At 42.4% G+C, this 547-nt stretch carries 1 pseudogene; it reads right to left on the reverse strand.

The features are described from left to right. Positions 1-547, reverse strand: a pseudogene (locus R7E78_RS29640) (polysaccharide export protein); the annotation flags it as partial.

Genomic DNA, 547 nt, shown 5'->3' on the forward strand with positions numbered 1-547 from the left:
TTTCCACTGTCAGAAACCACAACTTTACCTAGCGGCTGAACTTTTCGCGCACGATCGACAAACTGCATCACCATTTGAGCTTCTTGCGCTCGAATCCTCGCTTCACCATCAGAAGAAGCGGGAGCAGTAAACACACTTCTTTCTAGACGATGCAGCGACTCTTCTAAGCGCTCTTTTTGCTGCTCAGCAACACTCTTGCGAAGAATATACACTGAGCGAAAATCAGCTAGTTCAGGTTCAACTTCAATATTGTTAAGTAAATCATGTAAGCGTGTTTTCTTCTTAACGGCATAGTAAGAAGGACCTAAGTAACTACCAGCGACTTCAATATCAAACACTTGAGCATGTAGATCATCGGTAAAAAGCAACTTATCCCCATCTTGTAGTACGAAGTTTCGGTAATCATCATAATATAAATACAATGAAAATGGGCCTGATACACGGTTACCTACAATACCTACGTGGCTAGTCTTTGGACGAGGTTGTGCATATTTTGCCAACTCCTCACCACTGGATGACTCTGTCGCAAACTCAAACAAAAACGGAT

The sequence above is a fragment of the Vibrio sp. YT-19(2023) genome (genome assembly GCF_033337395.1).